Here is a 21,053-nt window from a genome sequence, read left to right on the forward strand (position 1 = left end):
CCGTGGCGAAGTACTCATCATGAACGCCACCAGGGACACACACCGGCCCGTCCGAGAAGCCACCCGCACCGACCGTCTGCTCGCCGCGCTGGGCGGTCTCGTCGCCGCGTACGTCTCCCTGGCCGTCGCCGACCTCGTCGCCTCCCGGGTGCGCCCCGAGGCGAGCCCCGTCGTGGCCGTCGGCGGCGCCTTCGTCGACCGGACCCCGGCGGGCCTCAAGGACTGGGCGATCCGCACCTTCGGCGAGAACGACAAGGCCGTCCTCCAGCTCGGCATCCTGCTCGTCCTCGCCCTGCTCGCCGTCGGGATCGGGCTGCTCGCCCTGCGCCGCCGCGCGCTCGGCTCGGCGGCGGTCGGTGCCTTCGGCGTCCTCGGAGCGATCGCCGCCGTCACCCGCCCCGACTCGGACTCCGCCCTCGACGCCGTGCCCTCCCTCGTCGGGGCGGCCCTGGGCACGCTCCTCCTGTACGTCCTCGTCGGCCGTCTCCTGGCCACCCGGCCCGGGACCGGGAGCGAGGCCGGTACCGGAGCCGGAGCCGGAGCCGGGGCCGGGGCCGCCGCAGCCCGCGCGGACCGCAGGAGCTTCCTCGTCGTCGCCGCCTCCACCGGTCTCGCCGCGACCGGCGCCGCCGCCCTCGGCAGGGCCGTCGGTTCGCCCGCCGAGGAGAACGCCGCCGCCTCACGGGCGGCCGTGCGACTGCCCCGGCCGGCCTTCCCGGCACCGCCCGTCCCCGCCGGAGCCCGGCTCGCCGTCCCCGGCATCAGCCCCTTCGTCACCCCCAACCGGGACTTCTACCGGGTCGACACCGCCCTCGTCGTCCCCAAGGTCGACGCGAACCGCTGGCGCCTGCGCCTCCACGGCACGGGCGTCCGCGAGGAGCTCACCCTCACCCTGCGGGACCTCATGGCCCGGCGGACGGTCGAGCGGGACATCACCCTGGCCTGCGTCTCCAACGAGGTCGGCGGCCCGTACGTCGGAAACGCCCGCTGGCTCGGCGTCCCCCTCGCCGACCTGCTGCGCGAGGCCGGTGTCCGCCCGCCCTCCGAGGGCGGACCCGCCGACCAGCTGGTGGCCCGCTCCGTCGACGGCATGACCATCGGCACCCCCGTCGAGGACGTCATGGACGGCCGCGACGCCCTCCTCGCCTTCGGGATGAACGGCGAACCCCTGCCCTTCGAGCACGGCTTCCCCGTCCGCATGGTCGTCCCCGGCCTCTTCGGCTACGTCTCCGCCTGCAAGTGGATCGAGTCGATCGAGCTCACCACCTTCGACGCGTACGACGCCTACTGGGTCCCGCGCGGCTGGGCCGCCGAGGCCCCCGTCAAGACCCAGTCCCGCATCGACACCCCCCGTCCCTTCGGCCGCCCGGCCGCCGGCACCGTCATGGTCGCCGGAGTCGCCTGGGCCCAGCACCGGGGCATCCGCCGGGTCGAGGTGCGGATCGACGACGGCCCCTGGCGGGAGGCCCGCCTCGCCGCCGAGGACACCCGCGACACCTGGCGCCAGTGGACGTACCCCTGGGAGGCGGCCCCCGGCCGCCACACCCTCACCGTCCGCGCCACCGACGGCACCGGCGCCACCCAGCCCGAGCGGCGCACCGCCACGATGCCCGACGGCGCCCAGGGATGGCACTCGGTCGTGGTGACGGTCGAGGGCGGAGAATAGGCGCCGGTGGTCGTAGCTGCGTAACGAAGCGGCCGCGCCCATCCGTTCGGGGGACATATGAGGGACACTGCTTCCGTGCGTGGACATCTGCCGGACGAGAACCCCGGTTTCGTGGGGCGCCGCACGGAACTGGAGCGCGTATCCGCCGCGTTGGCGGAGCACCGCCTCGTCACCGTGACCGGCGTCGGGGGAGTCGGGAAGACCCGGCTCGCGTTGCGTGCCGCACACCGCGCCGCCGGACGGTACCCGGACGGGGCCTGGTGGACCGACCTCGGCCAGCTCGACGGCGAGCGGCTGCTCGTCCCGCTCGTCGCCGACTCCGTGGACCTCGCCGACCACACCCCCGGCATGGCCGCCACCGGTCTCTGCCGCAGGCTCGCCGCCGACCGGCTGCTGCTCGTCCTGGACTCCTGCGAGCACCTGACCGAACCCTGCGCCCGGCTCGTCACCGAACTCCTCGCCGCCGCCCCCGGCCTCACCGTCCTCGCCACCGGCCGCCGCCCCCTCGGCGTCGCGGGGGAGGAGACCGTCGCCCTCGACCCGCTGCCGCCCGCCGGACCGGACGCCCTGGCCCTGCTCCGCCGCGCCGCCGGGGAAGACTTCCCCGCCGCCGGACCCGTCGGGGAGATCTGCGTACGCCTGGAGGGCATCCCGCTCGCCCTCGAACTCGCCGCCGCGCAGATCCGCCTCCAGGGCGCCGAAGCCGTGCGCGACCAGCTCGGCTCCCGCCTCGACGCCGTGCCCGGCGCCCGCTTCGACCTGCTCGCCCACACCGAGCGCGTCTGGCCCGGCCGCCACCAGACCCTGCGCGCCGCCATCGGCTGGAGCCACGAGCTGAGCACCCCGCTCGAACGCCTCCTCTGGGCCCGCCTCTCCGTCTTCCGCGGCCCCTTCGACCTCGCGTCCGCGACCGCCGTCTGCATCGGCGGCCCGCTGGACCACGCGACCCTGCCGGAGGCGCTCGACGGACTCGTCCGCTCCTCCGTGGTCCGCCCGCCCGACGCCGCCGGACGCCACCGGATGCTCGACACGATCCGCGAGTACGGGGCGACCTGGCTGGACCGCACCGGCGAGACCGGAACCGTCGCCGACCGGCACGCCGCCCACTTCCGGGGCCTGGCCCGCCGGGCCGAGACCGAGTGGCACGGCGCCCGCCAGCTCCGCTGGTACCGGACCGTCGACGCCCACCACACCGACCTGCGCACCGCCCTGGACCGGCTCCTGCGCACCGACCCCGACGCGGCCCTCGACCTCGTCGGCTCCGTCGCCTTCGCCTGGTCCTGCCGGGGCCGCCTCCGCGAGGCCCGCGACGGCCTCGAACAGGCCCTGCTCCTCAGCGAGGCCCGCGGCCGCGTCCGGGCCCGCGCCCTGTGGGCCCTCGGCGTCACCCTCGTGCTCCAGGGCGAGTTCGGCCCCGCCCAGGACGTCAGCGAACGCTGCGCCCGCGAGGCCCGGCACGCCGAGTACGCCGAGTACGCCGGCCCCGTCGATCCCGTCGATCCCGTCGACGGCACCGGGCGTACGGAGCACGGGGAGGCCGCCGGACGGGACCGGCCCGGCGACCTCACCCTCGACGCCGCCGCCCTCGCCGGCCTCCTCGCCCTCACCACCGGCCGGCCGACGGCCGCGCACGTCGTCGTGGGCCACGTCCTCGACGCCGCCCGCGGCGGACCCGCCGACTCCGCCGCCCGGCTCCGCTGCCACCTCGTACGGGTCTTCGCCCTCACCGGCCTGGGCCGGCTCGCGGAGGCCAGGGAGCGGGCGCTCCGGCTGCGCGCCCTGTGCGAGGAGCTGGACGAGCACTGGACCCGCACCGCCCTGGAGTACCAGCTCGCCCTCACCGGCCTCCTGGAGGGCGACCCGGCCGCCGCCTCCGGCCACGCCCGCGCCATGCTCGAAGGCACCCGCCACCTGGGCGCGAGCCTCGGCGTCGCCCTCGGCCTCGACGTCCTGGCCACCGCCCTCGCGGCGGCCGGCGAGGGCGAGCGCGCCGCGGACGTCTCCGGCACCGGGGAGGCGTACTGGCGCGCCACCGGCCAGCCCCGGCGCGGCCTGCCCGGCCTGCGGGCCCTGCACGAGAAGTACACGGACACCGTCCGCGCGTCGATCGGCGAACCCGCCTACGAGGAGATCTTCGTCCGCGCCCTCACCGGCCTCCCGCAGGACGGCCTCGACCGCGCCCTGCGCGGCCCCGGACACGGCTGACACGGGTGGACCCGGCCGACGCGTGCGGGCCCCGACGGCCGCGTACGCCCTCGACGGTCACGCGCGAACCCGGTCGGCGCGTTTGAACCCGGCGGACCGGGACATCCGCGACACGGGACCGGCACACGACACCGACGGCCGCCGGCGTCGTCGCCGCGACCGCGTGCACCCGTCCGACCTGCCGGAACACACCGGGGCCGACCAGGGCGACGCGGAACGGCGCGGGGCGACGGCGCGGTGCTCCGGTGCGTAGAGTCGGCCCTTGAACAGAGCCGTACGCGGCACGCGTGCGACGAGCCGTACGGCGACCGACCCCCGACGAGGAGACCCCACGTGAACGACCCGGCGTCCACCGCCCTCCAGCAGCAGATCGCCCGGGACCTCCAGGTGTCCGGAACCTTCGACCCGGCGACGGAGATCGAGCGCCGGGTGGCCTTCCTCACCGGGCAGCTCACCTCCAACGGGCTGCGCGCCCTCGTGCTCGGCATCAGCGGCGGCATCGACTCCACCACCGCGGGCCGGCTCTGCCAGCTCGCCGTGGAGCGCGCCCGCGACGCCGGCCACGACGCCGTCTTCTACGCGATGCGCCTGCCCTACGGCGTCCAGGCCGACGAGAAGGACGCGCAGGCCGCCCTCGACTTCATCCGCCCCGACAAGGTCCTCACCGTGGACGTGAAGGCGGCCAGCGACGCGGCCCTGGAGGCCTGCGTCGCCGCCGACGTGGTCTTCCGCGACGCCCACCACCGGGACTTCGTCCAGGGCAACATCAAGGCCCGGCAGCGGATGATCGCCCAGTACGCGGTCGCCGGAGCCCACAACGGCCTCGTCGTCGGCACCGACCAGGCGGCCGAGGCCGTCTCCGGCTTCTTCACCAAGTTCGGCGACGGCGCCGCCGACGTCGTCCCGCTGACCGGCCTGACCAAGCGGCGCGTCCGCGCGATCGCCGCCGAGCTGGGCGCCCCGGACGCCCTCGTGCGGAAGGTCCCGACGGCCGACCTGGAGACCCTCGACCCGGGCAAGCCCGACGAGGAGGCGCTCGGCGTCACGTACGAGGAGATCGACGACTTCCTGGAGGGCAAGCCGGTCCCCCAGGCGTCCTTCGACGCGATCGTCCGCCGCTACGGGCTCACCGAGCACAAGCGACAGCTCCCGATCGCCCCCTGACCGGTCGTAAGGGGAGGGCGGCGCGGCCGGGGGACCGCCGCCGCCCTCGATCTGTTCCCGACCCGTTCCCGACCCGCTGGGCGGCGCCTCGTCCCACGCTCCCCCCGCCAGGAGCGGACCCGGACACGACCAACCCACAACGGCGCGGAGATCGCCGACCGCGCCGGCGAGGGCCTTCTCAGGCGGGCGCCCCGTCGTCCACCGCCGCCTCCAGGTCGCCGAGCAGCAGCTCGGTGTTGATCGCGACGCCCGCCCGGTACCCCAGGCCCACCGCGTTGACCACCTGCTCCTGAGGGCCGGTCACGTTCCCCGCGGCCCACACCCCGGGCACGCTGGTCCGGCCCGTCCCGTCCACCGCGACGAACTCCCCGAACGGTGTCTCGTCCCTCTCCGCGCCCAACTGCCGCAGCACCCCGTCCCGGGCCGCGAGGCGCGTCGCCCCGACGAAGACCACCTCGCGCGGCACGAACCGCCCGTCGGCGAGCCGGACCCCGGTCAGCCGGTCGTCCTCCACCGCGAGCCCGGCGACCTCGCCGGTCACGACCTCCACCCCCGCCGCGTCGAGCAGCGCCGCCTCCCGCCCGGAGAGCCCGGCGGCGGTGTGCAGGAAGAGGGTCACGTCCGAGGACCAGTGGGAGACCATCAGCGCCTGGTGGGCCGGCATCGCCGGGTGGGCGATCACCCCGAACGGCCGGTCGCGGACCTCCCAGCCGTGGCAGTACGGGCAGTGCAGCACGTCCCGGCCCCACCGCTCCGCCACCCCGTCGATCTCCGGCAGCTCGTCCACGAGCCCGGTCGTCACCACGAGCCGCCGCGCCCCGACCGCCGTGCCGTCCGCGAGCGACACGGTGAAGCCGCCCCGCCCGTCCGGCACCGCGCCCGTCACCCGGCCGGCCCGCCACTCCACCCCGTACGCGGCGATCTCCTCCCGGCCCGCCGCCAGGTACGCGGCGGGACTCATGCCGTCCCGGGAGAGGACGCCCTGCATGTGGGACGTGGGGGCGTTGCGGGGCTCGCCCGCGTCGACCACCAGGGTCCGCCGCCGCGACCTGCCCAGGACCAGGGCCGCGCTGAGCCCGGCCGCGCCGCCGCCGACGACCACCACCTCGTACGCGTACCGCTCCATGTGTGCGTTCATGGGGACGAGACTGCTCCGGTCCCGCCGAAGCCGCAAACAATGTTGCCGTTCCTGCAACACTGGGTCCATGACCGAAGACGATCGCATCGACGCCGTCCTGAACGAGGTCGGCCCCCGTCTCCGCCGCGTCCGCCGCGACCGGGGGGCGACCCTGGCCGAGCTCTCCGCCGCCACCGGCATCTCCGTGAGCACCCTCTCCCGGCTCGAATCCGGGCAGCGCAGGCCCAGCCTCGAACTGCTCCTGCCGCTCGCCCGCGCCCACCAGGTCCCGCTCGACGAGCTGGTCGGCGCGCCGCCCGTGGGCGACCCCCGGGTCAAGGCCAAGCCGATCGTGCGGCACGGGCGCACGATGTACCCGCTGACCCGCCAGCCCGGCGGCCTCCAGGCGTACAAGGTGATCCAGGAGAAGCCGTACGAGGTCCCGGAGCCCCGGGTGCACGAGGGGTACGAGTGGCTGTACGTGCTCGCGGGCCGCCTCCGGCTCCACCTCGGCGGACGCGAGGTCGTCCTGACGGCGGGGGAGGCGGCCGAGTTCGACACGCGCGTCCCGCACTGGTTCGGGCCGACCGCCGACGGCCCGGTGGAGTTCCTGAGCCTGTTCGGGCCGCAGGGGGAGCGCATGCACGTCAGGGCCCGGCCCGGGAAGCCCGGCTGACCGGTTCCCTCGCTGCAAGCGACCGCTTAGTATGCAACCGACCGCTCGGTACGGAGGAGGCTTCCGGATGCAGGCATGGCGTGTGTACGAGAACGGCGAACCGGACGCGGTGATGCGCCGCGAAGAGGTGGAACCGCCCGTCCCCGGTGAGGGCCAGGTCCTCCTGAGGGTCCGCGCCGCGAACGTCAACTTCCCCGACGCGCTGCTCTGCCGCGGCCACTACCAGGTGCGCCCCCCGCTGCCCTTCACCCCCGGCGTGGAGGTCTGTGCCGAGACCGAGGACGGCCGCAGGGTCATCGCCACCACCGCCCTCCCGCACGGCGGCTTCGCCGATCACGCCCTCGCCGACGCCGCCGGACTGCTCCCGGCCCCCGAGGCGCTCGACGACGCCGAGGCCGCCGCGCTCCACATCGGCTACCAGACCGGCTGGTTCGGCCTGCACCGCCGCGCCGCCCTGAAGGAGGGCGAGACCCTCCTCGTCCACGCGGCGGCCGGCGGCGTCGGCAGCGCGGCCGTCCAGCTCGGCAAGGCGGCCGGCGCCACCGTCATCGGCGTCGTCGGCGGCCCCGAGAAGGCCGCCGTCGCCCGCGCCCTCGGCTGCGACCTGGTGATCGACCGGCGCTCCGAGGACGTCGTCGCCGCCGCCAAGGCCGCGACCGGCGGCCGGGGCGCCGACGTGATCTACGACCCGGTCGGCGGCGAGGCCTACCGGCAGTCCGCGAAGTGCGTCGCCTTCGAGGGCCGGATCGTGGTCGTCGGCTTCGCGAGCGGCACCGTCCCCGCCCCCGCCCTCAACCACGCCCTGGTGAAGAACTACTCGGTCCTCGGCCTCCACTGGGGCCTGTACGCGGCGAAGGACCCCGCTTCCATCACCCGCTGCCACGAGGCCCTCACCGCCTACGCCGCCAAGGGCCTGATCAAGCCGCTCGTCGCGGAACGCGTCCCCTTCGCGGGCGCGGCCGACGCCGTCCGGCGCGTCGCCGACGGCACCACCACCGGCCGCCTGGTCGTCCTCCCGGAAGGGGTCCGCGCATGACCGGCCCGCACCCGACCGCCCCCGGCGCCGACGAACTCCGGGCGCTCACCCGGCAGTTCCTCGACGCGCACCCGCCGGCCGCCACCGACCGCACCGACTTCCTGCGCGCCCGCTTCGACGCCGGACTCGCCTGGGTCCACTACCCCACCGGCCTCGGCGGACTCGACGCGCCCCGCGCCCTCCAGCCGGTCGTCGACGCCGAACTCGCCGCCGCCGGCGCCCCCGACAACGACCCTCGCCGGATCGGCATCGGCCTCGGCATGGCCGCCCCCACCCTCCTCGCGTACGGCTCCGACGAGGTCAAGCGCCGCTTCCTGAAGCCGCTGTGGGTCGGCGAGGAGGTGTGGTGCCAGCTCTTCAGCGAGCCCGGCGCCGGCTCCGACCTCGCCGCCCTCGGCACCCGGGCCGTCCGGGACGGCGACACGTGGGTGGTCGACGGGCAGAAGGTGTGGACCTCCAGCGCCCACCTCGCCCGCTGGGCCATCCTCATCGCCCGCACCGACCCGGACGCCCCCAAGCACCGGGGCATCACCTACTTCGTCTGCGACATGACCGCCCCCGGGGTGGAGGTCAGGCCGCTGCGCCAGCTCACCGGCGAGGCCGAGTTCAACGAGGTCTTCCTCACCGGCGTCCGCATCCCCGACGCCCACCGCCTCGGCGAGGCCGGCGACGGCTGGCGGGTCGCCCGGACGACCCTGATGAACGAGCGGGTCTCCATCGGCGGAGCCCGGATCCCCCGCGAGGGCGGCATGATCGGGAAGGCCGCCGCCACCTGGCGCGAGCGCCCCGAGCTGCGCACCCACGCGCTGCACCGGCGCCTCCTCGACCTCTGGGTCGACGCCGAGGTCGCGCGGCTCACCGGCGAACGCCTCCGCCAGCAGCTCGTCGCCGGCGAGCCCGGCCCCGAGGGCAGCGCCGTGAAGCTCGGCTTCGCCCGGCTCAACCAGGCCATCAGCGGCCTGGAGGTCGAACTCCTCGGTGACGAGGGCCTGCTGTACGGGGAGTGGGCCATGACCCGCCCCGAGCTGGTCGACTTCACCGGCCGCGACGCCGGCTACCGCTACCTGCGCTCCAAGGGCAACTCGATCGAGGGCGGCACCAGCGAGGTGCTCCTCAACATCGTCGCCGAGCGGGTCCTCGGCCTGCCCTCCGAGCCCCGCAACGACAAGGACGTCGCCTGGAAGGACCTCGCGCGATGACGGACCAGCCCGACCTGCTCTACTCCGAGACCGAGGACGACCTGCGGGCGGCGGTCCGCGCCCTGCTCGCCGACCGGGCGGGACACACGGTCCTCCTCGACCGGATCGAGACGGACACCCCGTACGTCCCCGGCCTCTGGAAGTCCCTCGCGACCGACATCGGCGCCGCCGGACTCCTCGTCCCCGAGAGGCTCGGCGGCCAGGGCGCGAGCCACCGCGAGGCCGCCGTCGTCCTGGAGGAGCTGGGCCGCGCGGTCACCCCGCTGCCGTACCTCACCGGCGCGGTGGTGGCCACCGAGACCCTGCTCGCCCTCGCGGGGGAGAGCGCCCCGGCGGCCGAACTCCTCGCCGCCGTCGCGGGCGGCGGCACGGTCGCGGTCCTCGCCGTGCCCCTGTCGACCGCACCGGACGCGGACCCGCCGCTCGCCCCTTCCACGGCGGCCGTCGCCGACGCCACCGCCGCCGACGTCCTCCTCGTCCCGCGCGCCGACGGCCTGTACGCCGTACCGGCCGGTGAAGCGACGGTCGAGCCGCGGACCCCGCTCGACCTCACCCGCCCGCTCGCCCGGGTCACCACGGAACCCGGCACCGGCACCCGGCTCGCCGGACCCGAGGCCGCCCGCGCGGCCGTCCGGCGCGGCCTCCTCGCGGGCGCCGGACTGCTCGCCTCCGAACAGCTCGGCCTCGCGGAACGGTGCCTGGAGGACACCGTCCGGTACACCCGCGAACGCCACCAGTTCAACCGGCCCGTCGGCTCCTTCCAGGCGCTCAAGCACCGCATGGCCCGGCTCTGGCTGGACGTCGTCGGGGCCAGGGCGGCGGCCCGCGCCGCCGCCGACGCCCTCGCCAAGGGGGCCCCGGACGCCCCGCTCACCGTGGCCGTCGCCCAGGCGTACTGCTCCGGGGTCGCGGTCCGCGCCGCCGAGGAGTGCGTCCAGTTGCACGGCGGGATCGGCATGACCTGGGAGCACCCCGCGCACCTGGCCCTGAAGCGGGCGAAGGCCGATCAGATCGCGTTCGGCTCGGCGGGCCGCCACCAGGACGTGATCGCGGCCCTGGCGGACCTCCCGGCGCCCCGGTAGGGGACCCCCGGCCTCCGGTAGGCGGACCTCCCGGCGCCCCGAGGCGCCCCTCCGCCCCCTGTAAGGGGCCCCGTGTCCGTACCCCTTATACATACTGTTTAATTGCAACTCGTTGGCAAAAACAGTTGATCTTCAAAAGGGGTACGGACACGATGACCGCCCGATCCATCCGCAACGCCGCGGCCACGGTACTGGCGGGCTCCCTCGCCCTCACCGCCGCGGCCTGCTCGAACCCCGGCTCCACCGCCGGCGGCGCCGGCGGGTCCAAGGATTCCGCGGTCGTCGGCATCGCCTACGAGCCCGAGAGCCTCAGCCCCCTCCTCGGCTACGGCAAGGACGGCAACTCGAAGATATTCGACGGCCTCCTCGCCTTCGACGCCGACATGAGGCTGAAGCCGGCCCTCGCCCGCGCACTGCCCCGCGTCAGCGCCGACGGCCTCACCTACACGTACGACCTCCGCGACGGCGTGACCTTCAGCGACGGCGTCCCCTTCACCGCGAAGGACGTCGTCTTCACGTACCGCACGATCCTCGACCCGAAGACCAACAACCCCTCCCGCACCGAACTCGACGCACTCAAGAGCGTCGAGGCGGTCGGCGACGACACCGTCGTCTTCCGGCTCAAGTACCCCTACGCGCCCTTCGCCGAGCGCACCGTCCACGCCATCGCCCCCGAACACGTCGCCGCGCAGCAGGACGTCAACACCGGCGCCTTCACCACGAAGCCGATCGGCACCGGACCGTACGTCCTCACCGGCTGGTCCAAGGGCGAGAAGCTCAGCTTCAAGGCCAACCCCACCTACTGGAACGGCGCGCCGCGGGTGAAGAAGTTCACCATGGCGATCATCAAGGACGACGACGTCCGTGCCACCCGGCTGCGCGCCGGCGACCTCGACGGCGCCATCCTGCCGCCCAACCTCGCCGCCGGCTTCAAGACCGACAAGGCCAAGAAGACCTGGACGGCGAAGACCTACGACTACCGCACGGTCACCCTCCCCACCCACAACACGGTGACCGGCGACACCGCCGTCCGCCGCGCCCTCGACCTCGCCGTCGACCGCGAGGCCATGGTCGACAAGATCCTCGAAGGCGCCGGAAAGCCCGCCTACGGGCCCGTCCCCACCGACAGCCCCTGGTTCACCAAGGGCACCGAGCGCCGCCACGACCTCGCCGGGGCGCGGAAGATCCTCGACGAGGCCGGCTGGAAGCCCGGCCCCGACGGCGTCCGCGTCAGGAACGGCGTCCGCGCCGCCTTCCCGCTCTGGTACCTCTCCGGCGACAAGCTCCGCCAGGACCACGCCCTCGCCTACGCCTCCGACGCCAAGAAGGCAGGCATCGACATCACGACCCAGGCCGGCACCTGGGAGGTCATCGAGCCCCGGATGAAGACCGACGCCGTCCTCGCCGGCGGCGGCTCGCCCGGTGACCCCGACTTCGACCAGTACCTCCTCCTGAAGTCCTCCCTCGGCGGCGACGGCTTCAACAACATGGCGTGGTACGACAACAAGACCGTCGACAAGGCCCTGGAGGAAGGCCGCCGCACGAACGACCCCGCCCAGCGGCGCGCCGCCTACGACACCGTCCAGCGCGAACTGGTGAAGAACCCCGGCTACACCTTCCTCACCCACATCGACCACCTCTACGTCGTGAACGACTCCTGGGACGGCCCGTCCACCCAGACCGAGCCGCACGACCACGGCCTCGCCGCCGGTCCCTGGTGGAACGTCGAGGCGTGGAAGCCCAAGGGCGCCGGAGCGACGCAGAAGTGAACCGCCGCCTCCCCTGGGGGGCCATGGCGCGGATGACGGGACGGCGCGCCCTGGCCGCCGTCCCCGTCCTCCTGGCCGTCACCCTCGCGGTCTTCGCCGTCGCCGAGGCCTCCCCCTTCGACCCCGTCAAGGCCTACGCCGGCACCGCCGGACTCACCGCCTCGCAGGAGAACCTCGACCAGCTCCGCGCCAACCTCGGCGTCGACCGGCCCCTCCTCACCCGCTGGTGGGACTGGCTCACCGCCGCCCTCACCGGCGACTTCGGCGACTCCGCCGTCATGCGCCGGCCCGTCGCCGAGGTCGTCACCGAGCGCGTCGGCTGGTCCGTCCTGCTCGCCGCCACCGCCTTCGCCGTGGCCATCGCGCTGGGCACCCTCCTCGGCGTCCTCGCCGGACGCCGCCGCGGCGGCCTCCTCGACCGGGCCGTCAGCTCCGTCGCGTACACCCTGGAAGCCGCCCCCGCCTTCTGGCTCGGCCTCCTCGCCATCTGGTTCTTCGCCCTGAAACTGGGCGTCCTGCCGGCCGGCGGGCTCACCGACACCGCGAGCGACACCGTCACCTTCGACCAGGTCGCCCACCACCTCGTGCTGCCCGCCCTCGTCCTCGGGATCTCCCAGCTCCCGTGGTTCTTCCTGTACGTCCGCCAGGGCGTCGGCGACGCCCTCGACGAGGACCCCGTGCGCGGCGCCCGCGCCCGCGGCCTGAGCGAGCGGACCGTCCTCACCGGCCACGCCCTCCGCTCCGGAATGCTCCCCATGCTCACCCTCGTCGGCTCCCGCGTCCCCGAGCTGATCACCGGCGCCCTCCTCGTGGAGACCGTCTTCAGCTGGCCCGGCATCGCCGCCGCCACCGTCACGGCCGCCACCTCCGTGGACTTCCCGCTGCTCGCCGCGCTCACCGTCCTCGCCACCGCCGCGGTCCTCCTCGGCAACCTCCTCTCCGACCTGCTGTACGGCCTGGCCGACCCGAGGGTGGGCTTCGATGGCTGACCCGCGCACCCACCGCCTGCGGTTGTGGACCTCCGCCGTCACCGTCGGCGTCGTCCTCCTCGCCGTACTGCTCGTGCCGCCGCTCGTCCAGCTCGACGAGCAGGCCGTCGACCTCTCCCGCAAGCTCCTGCCGCCGTCCTGGGACCACCCCTTCGGCACCGACGACCTCGGCCGCGACCTGCTGCTGCGCTGCGTCTACGGCCTGCGGGTCTCGCTCCTCGTCGGACTCGTCGCCGCGCTCGTCGCCACCGTCATCGGCACCGCGGTCGGCGCCGCCGCCGGCGCGCTCGGCGGCTGGGCCGACCGCGCCCTCATGCGGCTCGTGGACACCTTCTCCTCCGTGCCGCACCTGCTGCTCGGCATCTTCGTCGTCGCCCTCTTCCGGCCCGGTGTCTGGCCCGTCATCGTCTCGGTCGCCGTCACCCACTGGCTCTCCACCGCCCGGATCGTGCGCTCCGAGGTCCTCTCGCTGCGCACCCGGCCCTTCGTGGACGCCGCCGTCTCGGGCGGCGCGGGACGGTGGCGCGTCGCCGTCCGGCACCTGCTGCCCGCCGTCCTGCCGCAGGCCGGGCTCGCCGCCGTCCTGATGGTCCCGCACGCCATGTGGCACGAGTCGGCGCTCTCCTTCCTCGGCCTCGGCCTGCCCAGCCACCAGGCCAGCCTGGGCAACCTGGTGCAGAACGCGCGCTCCTCCCTCCTCGCCGGGTACTGGTGGCCCACCCTCTACCCCGGCCTCCTCCTCATCGTGCCGACCCTCGCCATCGCCGGACTCGCGGGCGTGTGGCGCGACCGGCTCAACCCGCGCCGCCGATCGGAGCTGATGCTGTGAACGCGCCCCGCGCCCCGAAGGTCCCGAACGCCCCTGACGCCCCGGAGAGCAAGCTCCTGCGCGCCCTCGACGCCGTCACCGCCGAGCGGGCCGAGGACGCCGTCCTCAGCGTCCGCGACCTCACCGTCCGCTTCCGGCTGCGCGGCGGCCGTACCGTCGACGCCGTCAGCGACGCCGGCTTCGACCTCGCGGCGGGGGAGTGCCTCGCCCTCGTCGGCGAGAGCGGCTGCGGCAAGTCCGTCCTCGCCTCCGCCCTCCTCGGCCTGCTCCCGGGCAACGCCGAGACCTCCGGCACGGCCCTGCTCGCGAACCCCGGCGGCCGGGCCGGCACGGGCGGGGAGACCACGGACGGCGGGGGCGCCGTCGACCTGCTCACCGCCGGCGAGAAGACCCTCGCCCGCACCGTACGGGGCCGCCGCGTCGGCCTCGTACCGCAGAGCCCCGCCGCCCACCTCACCCCCGTCCGCACCGTGCGGTCCCAGCTCGAAGAGACCGTACGGGCCCTCACCGGCGCCTCCCGCCGTGCCCGGCGCGGGGCCGCCGAGGCCGCCGCCGAGCGGACCGCCTTCCCCGCCGACCACCTCGACCGGTACCCGCACGAACTCTCCGGCGGCCTCGCCCAGCGCGCCGCCACCGCCCTCGCCCTCATCGGCGACGCCCGGCTGCTGCTCGCCGACGAGCCCACCACCGGCCTCGACCGCGACCTCGTCGACCGCACCGTCGACGAACTGCGCCGCCACGCCGACGACGGCCGCGCCCTGCTCCTCATCACCCACGACCTGGCCGCCGCCGAACGGATCGCGGACCGCGTCGCCGTCATGTACGCGGGCCGGATCGTCGAGATCGCCCCCGCCCACCGCTTCTTCGGACCCACCGGCCCCCGCCACCCCTACGCCCGGGGCCTGCTCGACGCCCTCCCCGACCGGGCCTTCACCCCCATCCCCGGCATGCCCCCGGAACTCACCGACCTGCCCGGGGGCTGCGCCTTCGCACCGCGCTGCCCCCGCGCCACCGACCTCTGCGCCACCCGCCCCGAGCCCACGGCCGGGGTGGCCTGCCACCACCCGGAGCACCCCCGTGCTTGAACTCGACGCCGTCACCGCCGGCTACGACCGCCGCACCCCCGTCTTCCGGGGCGCCTCCCTCACCGTCGCCCCCGGCGAGTCCGTCGGCCTCCTCGGCCCCAGCGGCTGCGGCAAGTCCACCCTCGCCCGGGTCGCCGCCCTCCTCCACCGTCCCGACGCGGGCCGGCTCGTCCTGGACGGCACCGAGGTACGGGCCTGGCGCCACCGCGCCCCGCGCGAGCTGCGCACCGCCGTCGGCGTCGTCTTCCAGCAGCCCCGCACCGCCGCCGACCCCCGGCTCACCCTCGCCGACCTCGTCGTCGAACCGCTGCGCGCCACCGGCCGCCGCGCCGAGGCACCCGTGCGCCTCGCCGAACTGGCCCCGGCCGTCGGCCTCACCCCCGACCTGCTCGTCCGCCGCCCCCACGAGGTCAGCGACGGCCAGCTCCAGCGCGCCTGCCTCGCCCGCGCCCTGACCCTGCGGCCCCGCTGGCTGATCTGCGACGAGATGACCGCCATGCTCGACGCCTCCACCACGGCCGCCCTGGTCGCCGCCGTCGAGGCCTACCGCGCGGAGACCGGCGCGGGCCTCCTCGCCGTCGGCCACGACCGCGTCCTCCTGGACCGCTGGTGCGACCGCACGGTGGAGTGGAGGGACTGCCTGCCCGCCGGAAAGTGACCGTTCAGGAGGGCCCCGGCCCGGATCTCACCCGGATGGCCGCCCTGCCGTACGCCCGGACGGAGCGCCCATTCCGCCACACTGTCCGCCGAAAGCCGCAATTCCGATGCGGCGTCGGAGGGACGTGAAGACGATGGCCGTTTCCATTTCTGTGGTGCTGCTCCTGCTGATCCTGGCCGTGATCTTCCTGCGGAACGGCGGTCTGAAGCTCTCGCACGCGATCGTCTGCGCCCTGCTCGGCTTCTTCCTGGCCGGCACCGGCATGGCGCCCACCATCCACGAGGGCGTCGCCGCCACCGCCGACGTGGTCTCCAGCCTCAAGCCGTGACCTCCCGGCGCGAAGCGGTTCACTCCATCTCGGGCATCTCGCCCACCGTGGTCCTCATGTCGATCACGGCGAAGGCGGCCCCCTGCGGGTCCAGGATCGCCGCGAACCGGCCGAACGGGCTGTCCATCGGCCCGAAGACCCTCCGCCCGGAGAGCCGCTCCGCCGCCTCCACGGCCTTGTCGCAGTTGTCGACGGCGAAGTAGATCTGGATGTACGACGGGACCTCCGGCGGGAAGTCCTCGGACGACATCGTCATCCGCCCCAGAACCGGGTCGCTGCCCAGGTCGAAGACCCGGTAGTCGACGTTCTCGCCCTTCATCCGCTTCGAGCCGTAGCCGAAGACGGACGTGAAGAAGGCGTCGGACTTCTCCGGCTCCCGGGTGAACACCTCCGCCCAGGCGTACGAGCCGGTCTCGCCCTCCAGCTCGAAGCCCCGGTGCTCGCCCGGCTGCCAGACGCCGAACACGACGCCCGCCGGGTCCCGCGCGAGGCACATCGTCCCGGAGTCCCCGATCCGCATCGGCTCCATCAGGACGGTGCCGCCCGCGGTCCGGATCCGCTCCGCCGTGGCGGCGGCGTCCGGCGAGGAGAAGTAGAGACACCAGGCCGACTGCGGCGGGGTGTCCTGCCCCGGCATCGGCGGGACGACGGCCGCGACCGCCTTCCCGTTCCTGTAGGCCTGCGTGTAGTCGCCGAACTCCGTGGAGGCCTCGGCGAAGGTCCAGCCGAGCACGTCCTCGTAGAACGTCTTGGCGGCTTCGGCGTCGGTGAACATCGCGTCGGTCCAGACCGGCGTGCCTTCGGTTCGTGCGGCCATGGCGGTGACTCTTTTCCGGTCGACGGCGTGCTTCCTCCCAGCCACGCTAGCCAGAGCCGCCGCACCCCGCTCGCCGACGCCGCACGGCTGCGATCATGGGCGGATGGAGACGATCGCGGGGGACGGGACGATCGCCGTCCGGCGGGGGCGGGTCACCCTGTCGGACCGGCGCACGGAGCGCGCCTGGACGGTCGGCGTCGGCCCGTACGCCCTGGCCGACGCCCCCGTCACGGCGGAGCTGTACGAGCGGGTCACGGGGGAGCGGCCGGGCACCGCGCACGGCGGCCGGCTGCCGGTCGAGGGGGTGTCCTGGGGCGACGCGGTCCGCTTCTGCAACGCCCTCTCCACGCGCGACGGCCACCCCCGCCTACCGGATCCCGGCGGACGGCCCCGACGGCGCGGACGGCGCGGAGGGGACCGCGTGGGACCGGGACGCCGACGGATACCGGCTGCCCACCGAGGCCGAGTGGGAGCACGCCTGCCGCGCCGGCACCACGGAGGCCCGCTACGGCCCCCTCGACGACATCGCCTGGCACCGGGGCAACTCCGGCGAGCGCCTCCACGAGGTGCGCGGACGCCGTCCCAACGCCTGGGGCCTCCACGACATGCTGGGCAACGTCCGGGAGTGGTGCTGGGACCTGTACGACCCCGAGGTCTACGGGACCTACCGGGTGCTGCGCGGCGGCGGCTGGTTCGACGAGCACTGGAGCTGCCGCGCCTCGGTGCGCCGCCGCAGCCACCCCACCCTCCGCATCGACGACGTCGGCTTCCGCGTCGCCCGCACCCTGCCCGGCTGACCGTGGCCGGTCAGCCGGATCGGGGCCGGACGTCAGCCGGGCAGCCGGCCCATCGCGTACCGGTGGAACGGGCCGTCGGGGATCGGCAGGTCCGGCCGCCACGTCCGCAGCACCTGGGCCGAGGGCAGGAACAGCGCCTCCGGCAGCCGGTCCGGGTCCGTCCACTCCCAGCGCTCGATCTTGTCGGGCTCGGTCACGGCCGGCGTCCCCCGGAAGGCGCCCACCGCCGTGGCCACGGTCATCCGGGTCATGCGGTCGGAGGTGACCGAGTCCAGGAGCAGCCCGAGGACCTCCACGTCGGCCGCGTCCGCGACCAGCCCCGTCTCCTCGGCCAGCTCGCGGACCGCCGCGTCCTCCACGGACTCGCCCGGTTCGACCTTGCCGCCCGGCAGCTCCCACACCCCGGAGCGGTGGAGCCCGAGGAGGACCCGGCCGGAGCCGTCGGTCACGACGACACCCGCCCCGAGGGAGGCGTGGGCGGGCGGCGGCTGGACGTTGCGCAGGGCCGCGGCGGCGTGTTCGGAGGTGGTCATGGCACTTCTTCTACCAGTCCCCGCTCAGCCGGCGGGTGCCGGGGGCACCACCGCCACCGGGCAGTGGGCCCCGTGCAGCACCGCGTGGGCGACGGAGCCGACGAGCAGCGAGCCCAGGCGGTGCCGGTGGTGCCGCCCCACGACCACCAGGCCCGCGTCCCGCGAGCCCTCCACGAGCCGCCCCGCCGCGTCCCCGGGCACCACCACCGCGCGCAGCTCCACGTCCGGCCACCGCGCGGCGAAGGGCCGCAGGCGCTCCTCCTGCTCCCGCTCCGCTCCCCGTACGAGTTCCTCCGTGCCGTCCGCGAGGGGCAGCGGGGGCGGCACCTGGAGCGCCGGGGACGGCACGGCGAGCAGGGCGGCCTGCGGCGGGGGCGGCCGGAACGCGGTCACGGCCTCCAGCGGGACGCCCCGGTGGTGCGCCTCCTCGAAGGCGAAGGCCGGCACCTCGTCCGGGGACTCCTCCGGGTGCAGGCCCATGAGCACCCGGCCCGCCCCGGGACCGTCCCCGAGGGCGGTCGTACGGGTCTCGTGGGGGACGACGACGAGCGGACAGGGCGCGCTCGCGGCCAGGGCGCGGCTCGTCGAGCCGAGCAGCAGGCTCGCGAGGCCGCCGCGGCCCCGGGAGCCGGTCACCAGGAGGCGGGCGCCCCGGGCGACCGCCACCAGGGCGTCGGTCACGGACCCGTCGAGGGACTCGTACCGCACGGCGACGCGGGACCCGCGTCGCTCCATCTCCGCCGCCACGCCGTTCAGCACCGTGTCGGGAAGCTCCGGCGCCCCGCCCAGGGACTCGACGCGGGCGGCGCCGAGCTGGAGCTCCTCGGGGCGGACATGGGCCACGACCAGCGGGGAACCGGTGCCCTCCGCGGTGCTCAGGGCCCATTCCAGGGCTCCGCGAGCGTGCTCGGAGCCGTCGACGCCGACGACGACCGGCGGCCGGTGCGCGGCGCTCGCGCCGCTCATGGGGGGATGATCACGCATGAGGGGATGACTCCCTCACCGGCCCCCGCGCCACACCGGTCCGGCCCGGTCGTGACCGGGCCGGGGGAGGGGAGCGCGGGGGGAGGCGGTCAGGCCTCCTGCGCGCGGCGCGCCCGCTCCTCGTCGCGCTCCTTGATGCGGGCGGCCTCCTTGCGGACCTCCGCCTGGGTGGCCCGCTCCTTCTGGAGCCACTCGGGAGACTCCTGCTTGAGCGCGTCGATCTGCTCCGTGGTGAGGGGCTCGGTGATGCCGCCGCGCGCGAGGCCGGCGATGGAGACGCCCAGCTTCGACGCGACCACCGGGCGGGGGTGCGGGCCGTTCTTGCGGAGCTCCTGGAGCCAGGCGGGCGGGTCGGCCTGGAGCTCGTTCAGCTCGGTGCGCGAGACGACACCCTCCTGGAACTCCGGGGGGGTGGCCTCGAGGTACACACCCAGCTTCTTCGCCGCGGTCGCGGGCTTCATCGTCTGGGTGTTCTGGTGCGACGTCATGCGACCAGGGTATCGAGCATGTGGACGGACTCCGACCACGGCGACCGGCGACGACGCGGGCGCGGGGTCCGGCCGCGGCGGCTGCCGTAACCTGGCGGGGTGACAGGCTCGGACGCTTCCCCCTCGGCCCCCTCCCCGGATCCCTCCGCGGACTCCTCCTCGTTCCGGCTCGCGTACGTGCCGGGCGTGACCCCCTCGAAGTGGGTCCGGATCTGGAACGAGCGCCTGCCCGACGTGCCGCTGACCCTCCACGCCGTGACCCCGGCCGAGGCGTTCGGCGCGCTCCGGGAGGGCACGGCGGACGCGGGCCTCGTCCGGCTCCCCGTCGACGGGGACGACCTCAGCGCGATCCCGCTCTACACGGAGACGACGGTCGTCGTCGTCCCCAGGGACCACCTGTTCGCGGCGGTCGAGGAGGTGGCGGCGGACGACCTCGCCGACGAGCTCGTCCTGCACCCCCTCGACGACACCCTCGGCTGGGAGCGCCCGCCGGGCCGCCCGGCGTTCGAGCGCCCCGCGACCACCGCCGACGCGGTCGAACTCGTCGCGGCCGGGATCGGCCTGCTCGTCGTCCCCCAGTCCCTCGCCCGGCTGCACCACCGCAAGGACCTCACCTACCGGACGCTCACCGGCGTCCCGCAGTCCCGCGTCGCCCTGTCGTGGCCGGCCGCCGACGAGGCCCCCGACCTGGTGGAGGAGTTCATCGGCATCGTGCGCGGCCGGACGGTGAACAGCACCCGGGGCCGCCGCGCCGAGGAGAGCAGGGGCCGGAAGGAGCAGAAGCCGGTCAAGTCCGGCAAGCCCGGGGCCGGTTCCCGTACGTCGGGCAAGTCCGCGGCCCGCAGGGGCGGCGGCTCCTCCGGCCGGGGCGCCGGGGGTTCCGGCTCCGCGCGCGGCGGCCGGGGCGGGAAGCCCCGCCGCAAGTCCTGAGCCCCGGCCGGGCCGGGGTGTCCGCACGCCGGACACTCCCCGCCCGCCCCCGGGGCCTCTCGGCATACTGACCCCTCCTGATCACCGAGATCACCGCAGGAGGAGCTTTGGCCGCCAGTTTCAGGACCGTCGTCGAAGTGGGCCCGGCCCACCTCGACCAGGCCCGGTCCATCGACCGGGTGTTCCAGGAGGCGATCGCCCCGGCGACCGTCAACTTCGACTTCGAGGCGATACGGGCGGCGGCCGCCGCCGTCCCCGACAGCACCGTGGTGCGGATGGTCAGGGGCTGGGGGCTCCAGGAGTACGCCCCCGCCCTGGTCATGGTCCTCTCCCTCAAGGAGGCCGTCCGGCAGGCGCTCCCGCCCGAGTGCGCGGAGGCCGGCTTCTGGACCACCGTCGAGCGGGAGCTCGTGGCGTCCTTCACGGACCTCGCCGCACAGGAGGGACAGCCCGGACTCTCCTTCTACGAGGAGTCCGGGGAGCGCACCCGCTTCTACCGGGACCTGTTCTTCGCCCTCCAGGACGAGGAGACCGGGGAGCACATGTACGCCCTGGCCTTCTGCGTGGACGTGACCGTCGAGCTGCCGAAGGCGCGGGCCGTCGCGCTCGACCTGACGGACGTCGTGCCCTTCGCGGTGCGGCTGAACGCGATCGTGATCCGCCAGACCCTGGACCTCGTGGCCTGACGCCACGTCGGTTCG

General features: G+C 75.1%; 20 protein-coding genes and 1 pseudogene. 16 read left to right on the forward strand and 5 right to left on the reverse strand.

Annotated features, from left to right (window positions below):
* Positions 1-19 precede the first annotated feature (19 nt).
* From ACFY7E_RS12985 to nadE, 3 genes are all read left to right on the forward strand, one after another.
* A complete protein-coding gene (locus ACFY7E_RS12985) occupies positions 20-1,666 on the forward strand; it encodes a molybdopterin-dependent oxidoreductase (RefSeq protein ID WP_389483961.1) in 1,647 nt (548 codons plus the stop codon).
* 57 nt (positions 1,667-1,723) lie between these two features.
* Complete coding sequence (locus tag ACFY7E_RS12990) at positions 1,724-3,871, forward strand: ATP-binding protein (protein ID WP_389483963.1); 2,148 nt, start codon at positions 1,724-1,726, stop codon at positions 3,869-3,871.
* Between the two features lie 333 nt (positions 3,872-4,204).
* On the forward strand, positions 4,205-5,035 hold the full coding sequence (gene nadE, locus ACFY7E_RS12995) for an ammonia-dependent NAD(+) synthetase (protein WP_389483966.1): 831 nt from the start codon (positions 4,205-4,207) through the stop codon (positions 5,033-5,035).
* A gap of 178 nt (positions 5,036-5,213) precedes the next feature.
* Here the strand turns inward: nadE and ACFY7E_RS13000 are convergent, their stop codons facing one another.
* Positions 5,214-6,173 carry an NAD(P)/FAD-dependent oxidoreductase gene (locus tag ACFY7E_RS13000; RefSeq protein ID WP_389483968.1) on the reverse strand — a complete coding sequence of 320 codons (960 nt, stop codon included), beginning with the start codon at positions 6,171-6,173 and terminating at the stop codon, positions 5,214-5,216.
* A 67-nt stretch (positions 6,174-6,240) separates the two neighbouring features.
* On the opposite strand from ACFY7E_RS13000, the gene ACFY7E_RS13005 reads away from it, so the two are divergent.
* The 10 genes from ACFY7E_RS13005 (at position 6,241) to ACFY7E_RS13050 (ending at position 15,803) form a co-directional block, all read left to right on the forward strand.
* Positions 6,241-6,828 carry a helix-turn-helix domain-containing protein gene (locus ACFY7E_RS13005; protein ID WP_389483971.1) on the forward strand — a complete coding sequence of 196 codons (588 nt, stop codon included), beginning with the start codon at positions 6,241-6,243 and terminating at the stop codon, positions 6,826-6,828.
* A 67-nt stretch (positions 6,829-6,895) separates the two neighbouring features.
* Positions 6,896-7,864: an NADPH:quinone oxidoreductase family protein gene (locus tag ACFY7E_RS13010; protein WP_389483973.1), complete on the forward strand. Its 969-nt coding sequence runs from the start codon at positions 6,896-6,898 to the stop codon at positions 7,862-7,864.
* The gene (locus ACFY7E_RS13015) at positions 7,861-9,063 is read left to right on the forward strand and encodes an acyl-CoA dehydrogenase family protein (protein WP_389483975.1); all 1,203 of its coding nucleotides are present in this window, start codon (positions 7,861-7,863) and stop codon (positions 9,061-9,063) included. The genes ACFY7E_RS13010 and ACFY7E_RS13015 overlap by 4 nt, the downstream gene beginning before the upstream one ends.
* Positions 9,060-10,145 (forward strand): acyl-CoA dehydrogenase family protein, encoded by a 1,086-nt coding sequence (locus ACFY7E_RS13020; RefSeq protein ID WP_389483977.1) that lies wholly within the window; start codon positions 9,060-9,062, stop codon positions 10,143-10,145. Before ACFY7E_RS13015 ends, ACFY7E_RS13020 begins: the two co-directional genes overlap by 4 nt.
* A gap of 152 nt (positions 10,146-10,297) precedes the next feature.
* The gene (locus tag ACFY7E_RS13025) at positions 10,298-11,914 is read left to right on the forward strand and encodes an ABC transporter substrate-binding protein (RefSeq protein ID WP_389483979.1); all 1,617 of its coding nucleotides are present in this window, start codon (positions 10,298-10,300) and stop codon (positions 11,912-11,914) included.
* Positions 11,911-12,903: an ABC transporter permease gene (locus ACFY7E_RS13030; RefSeq protein ID WP_389483981.1), complete on the forward strand. Its 993-nt coding sequence runs from the start codon at positions 11,911-11,913 to the stop codon at positions 12,901-12,903. Before ACFY7E_RS13025 ends, ACFY7E_RS13030 begins: the two co-directional genes overlap by 4 nt.
* Entirely contained in the window at positions 12,896-13,732 is an 837-nt protein-coding gene (locus ACFY7E_RS13035) for an ABC transporter permease (RefSeq protein WP_389483983.1), read from the forward strand. Before ACFY7E_RS13030 ends, ACFY7E_RS13035 begins: the two co-directional genes overlap by 8 nt.
* Positions 13,733-13,788: 56 nt before the next feature.
* Entirely contained in the window at positions 13,789-14,817 is a 1,029-nt protein-coding gene (locus ACFY7E_RS13040; RefSeq protein ID WP_389484232.1) for an ABC transporter ATP-binding protein, read from the forward strand.
* Positions 14,810-15,475 (forward strand): ABC transporter ATP-binding protein, encoded by a 666-nt coding sequence (locus ACFY7E_RS13045; RefSeq protein ID WP_389483985.1) that lies wholly within the window; start codon positions 14,810-14,812, stop codon positions 15,473-15,475. The genes ACFY7E_RS13040 and ACFY7E_RS13045 overlap by 8 nt, the downstream gene beginning before the upstream one ends.
* Before the next feature lie 133 nt (positions 15,476-15,608).
* Positions 15,609-15,803 (forward strand): hypothetical protein, encoded by a 195-nt coding sequence (locus tag ACFY7E_RS13050; RefSeq protein WP_389483987.1) that lies wholly within the window; start codon positions 15,609-15,611, stop codon positions 15,801-15,803.
* A 19-nt stretch (positions 15,804-15,822) separates the two neighbouring features.
* Here ACFY7E_RS13050 and ACFY7E_RS13055 read toward each other — a convergent pair whose 3' ends face one another.
* Positions 15,823-16,620 (reverse strand): VOC family protein, encoded by a 798-nt coding sequence (locus ACFY7E_RS13055; protein ID WP_389483989.1) that lies wholly within the window; start codon positions 16,618-16,620, stop codon positions 15,823-15,825.
* A 103-nt stretch (positions 16,621-16,723) separates the two neighbouring features.
* Here ACFY7E_RS13055 and ACFY7E_RS13060 point away from each other — a divergent pair.
* A pseudogene (locus tag ACFY7E_RS13060) lies at positions 16,724-17,417 on the forward strand (formylglycine-generating enzyme family protein).
* Positions 17,418-17,449: 32 nt separating this feature from the next.
* Here the strand turns inward: ACFY7E_RS13060 and ACFY7E_RS13065 are convergent.
* The 3 genes from ACFY7E_RS13065 to ACFY7E_RS13075 all read right to left on the reverse strand — a co-directional run bounded on the left by ACFY7E_RS13065 (position 17,450) and on the right by ACFY7E_RS13075 (position 19,422).
* A complete protein-coding gene (locus tag ACFY7E_RS13065) occupies positions 17,450-17,950 on the reverse strand; it encodes an NUDIX hydrolase (protein WP_389483991.1) in 501 nt (166 codons plus the stop codon).
* 24 nt (positions 17,951-17,974) lie between these two features.
* Entirely contained in the window at positions 17,975-18,916 is a 942-nt protein-coding gene (locus ACFY7E_RS13070) for a universal stress protein (RefSeq protein ID WP_389483993.1), read from the reverse strand.
* Positions 18,917-19,023: 107 nt separating this feature from the next.
* Positions 19,024-19,422 (reverse strand): DUF5997 family protein, encoded by a 399-nt coding sequence (locus ACFY7E_RS13075; protein WP_389483995.1) that lies wholly within the window; start codon positions 19,420-19,422, stop codon positions 19,024-19,026.
* A gap of 99 nt (positions 19,423-19,521) precedes the next feature.
* Here ACFY7E_RS13075 and ACFY7E_RS13080 point away from each other — a divergent pair, with 99 nt between their 5' ends.
* Both ACFY7E_RS13080 and ACFY7E_RS13085 read left to right on the forward strand, forming a co-directional pair.
* Positions 19,522-20,352 (forward strand): LysR family substrate-binding domain-containing protein, encoded by an 831-nt coding sequence (locus tag ACFY7E_RS13080; protein WP_389483998.1) that lies wholly within the window; start codon positions 19,522-19,524, stop codon positions 20,350-20,352.
* Positions 20,353-20,459: 107 nt separating this feature from the next.
* A complete protein-coding gene (locus tag ACFY7E_RS13085) occupies positions 20,460-21,038 on the forward strand; it encodes a Type-2Aa cytolytic delta-endotoxin (RefSeq protein WP_389484000.1) in 579 nt (192 codons plus the stop codon).
* Positions 21,039-21,053 lie beyond the last annotated feature (15 nt).

This window comes from Streptomyces sp. NPDC012825 (genome assembly GCF_042900925.1).
Taxonomy (GTDB): Bacteria; Actinomycetota; Actinomycetes; order Streptomycetales; family Streptomycetaceae; genus Streptomyces.